Source organism: Amycolatopsis keratiniphila subsp. keratiniphila (genome assembly GCF_001620365.2).
Classification (GTDB): domain Bacteria; phylum Actinomycetota; class Actinomycetes; order Mycobacteriales; family Pseudonocardiaceae; genus Amycolatopsis; species Amycolatopsis keratiniphila.
This window is the reverse complement of the sequence record NZ_LQMT02000043.1, coordinates 5,664-8,247: the sequence shown is the minus strand read 5'-3', so window position 1 is coordinate 8,247 and position 2,584 is coordinate 5,664. Positions and strand designations below refer to the sequence as shown.

General features: G+C 70.2%; 2 protein-coding genes. Both read right to left on the bottom strand.

The genetic code is table 11. The features are described 5' to 3' along the window. Positions 1-817 (bottom strand): YhgE/Pip domain-containing protein (locus AVR91_RS44075; protein ID WP_228709465.1); only part of this gene is annotated, 817 nt, incomplete at its 3' end. Further along, the coding region (locus tag AVR91_RS39915) for an MMPL family transporter (RefSeq protein ID WP_228709464.1) at positions 817-2,584 on the bottom strand (1,768 nt) is incomplete at its 5' end. The genes AVR91_RS39915 and AVR91_RS44075, both read right to left, overlap by 1 nt.

Here is a 2,584-nt window from a genome sequence, read left to right as displayed (position 1 = left end):
CGGCCAGTTCCCTGGTCAGCCGGGGCAGCTGGGCGGTGTCCTTCTCGGCCTGGGTCAGCCCCGACGACAACCGGCCGGAACCGGTGGCGAGCTGCCCGGTGCCGTTCGCGAGCTTGCGCGCGCCGTCCGCCAGCTGACCGGCGGCGCCGCTGAGTTTTCCCGCCCCACCGGCGAGTTCTCCCGCGCCCGCGGCCAGTTTCCCTGTCCCGTCGGACAACTGCCGCAGCCCGACCACGAGCTGGCCGCTGCCGTCGGCCGCCTGCACCAGCTGCTGGTGGATCGAGGAGAACCCGACGTACAGATTGTCCACATAGGTCTCGACGATCTGCCGGTTCAGCGCGGTGAGCGTCGCGTTCGCGACCTCCCGGCTCGCCACCGGGTCGATCAGACCGGTGCGCTGCGACGTCTCGATGCGCATGATCGCCTGCTTGGCGTCGAGCGGCTTACCCGACGTCGACGTGGCCTGCGCGGAAAAGTCCCGTGGAATCGTCACGACGGCCGCATACGTGCCGTCGGAGATACCCTCCTTCGCGTCCTCGGCGTCGGTGAGCACCCACGTGTACGCGGAATCCTCGCCGTGCACGAGGTTTCCGGCCAGTTCCCGGCCGAGCGGGATCAGCTGCCCGTTCACCGTCACCGGCTCGTCGCCGTTGACCACGGCGGCCTTGGCCGCACCGTGGTTGTCGCCGGGCGACCAGAACGCCCACGCCAGCCCGAGCGCCACGATCACCGGCACGAGCACGATCCCGAGCCAGGTCTTCCAGGTCAGCGGGCCGAAGGCGGTCGCGCGGGCGGAACCGGTGAAGAAGCGGGACATCAGCGGACCTCGGCGGGGACGGGGGCGGGTGTCATGGCGAGACCCGCGACAGCGGTGGTGGGCAACAGATCCCGCACGATGGCGAGGCTCTGGCAGGACACGGCGAACGTCGCGGCCCGGCTCGCGAACGCGGCTCGCAGGCCCGCACGCTGGGCGGTGGCGACGACGGTATCCAGATCGTCGAGGAAGACGAGCGCGACGCCGTCGTCGAGCGCTCGGCGGACCTCGCCGGCGGGATCGTCGGTCTCCTTGCAGGCGACGAAGGCGACGTTCCGCCGGACGGCGTGCGCGTGCTGCGGCAGCACCCGGCCGAGGACCTTCAGGTCCCCGCGGACGTTCGGCACCCGGCCGGCCAGCGCGTAGAGCAGCGCGCTCTTGCCCGCCGGGCCGGAACCGTGCACGGCGAGGATCTCCCCCGGGCCGAGATGCAGTTCGACGTCGCGGAAGATCGTGCGGCCCCGGTCGTCGTCGACCCGGAGACCGGCGGCACTGATCACCTCGGGCGAACCCGGCTCGGGCCAGTCGGCGAGCCGGAGTTCGTGGACGAGACCGTCGCCCTCGGCGTCGAACACCGGGAGTTTGCGGTCCAGCCACGGCGGCAGGCCCCAGGCGCGCGGACCCAGCAGCGCGAGGATCGCGGGGACGAGCGTCATCCGCACCAGGAAGGCGTCCACGAACACCCCGACCGCGAGGCTGAACGCGATCGGTTTGATCGTGGCGCTGCCGTCGGGCACGAAGGCGGCGAACACGCCCAACATGATCACCGCCGCCGCGGTCACGACCCTCGACGCGGACACGAAACCCGTCTCGATCGCCTTGTGGGCGTCACCGTGATGGACATAGTCCTCCCGGATCCGGGAAACGAGGAACACCTCGTAGTCCATGGCGAGTCCGAAAAGGACACCCATCAGGATGATCGGCAGGAAGCTGATCACGCTGCCGGTGCGGGTGACGCCCAGCGCCTCCGCCAGATGTCCCTGCCCGAACACGAACGACGTCGCGCCGAACGCCGCACCGATCGACAGCAGGTAGCCGAAGGTGGCTTTGAGCGGCACGAGGATCGAGCGGAACACCATCGCCAGCAACACGAGCGAAAGCCCGACGACCAGGATGCCGAACGGCAGCAGCGCGTCACCGAGTTGCGTGGACACGTCGATGCCGACGGCGGTGAAGCCGGTGACCGCGGTCTGCACGCCGTACCGGTCCTTGAACTGTCCTTCCATCGAGCGCAACCGTTCGACGAGATCGTCGGTCGCCTCGTCATAGGCGCCGGTCGTCGGCACGACCTGGATGATCGCGGTGTCGCCCTTGGGGTTCGGCGTGGCGAGCGGGACGACGGCGACGCCGGGCACCTTGCGGATGTCGTCGGCGATGCCGTTGGTGATCCCGACCGGGTCGGTGGTCGACAGGATGTCCGCGGTGACGACCAGCGGTCCGTTGAAGCCGGGTCCGAAATGCTCGGCCACGGCGTCGTAGGCGACCCTGGCCGGGGTGCCGTCCTCGTCGGTTCCGTTGTCCGGCAAGGCCAGGCGGAGATCCAGCGCGGGTACCGAGGCGATCGCGAGCACCCCGACGATCAGTCCGATCGTGACCCACGGCGACTTCGTGGCGAGCCGGACCCAGCGGAGGCTGAACCGCGTCTTCTTCTTGGGCTTTTTCGCCTTTCGCGGCTTCTTGGGCCGCAGCCGCTCACCGGCGAACGCCAGCAGCGCGGGGATGAGGGTGATGGCCACGATCACCGCGACCGCGACGCCGCCCGCCGCCGCG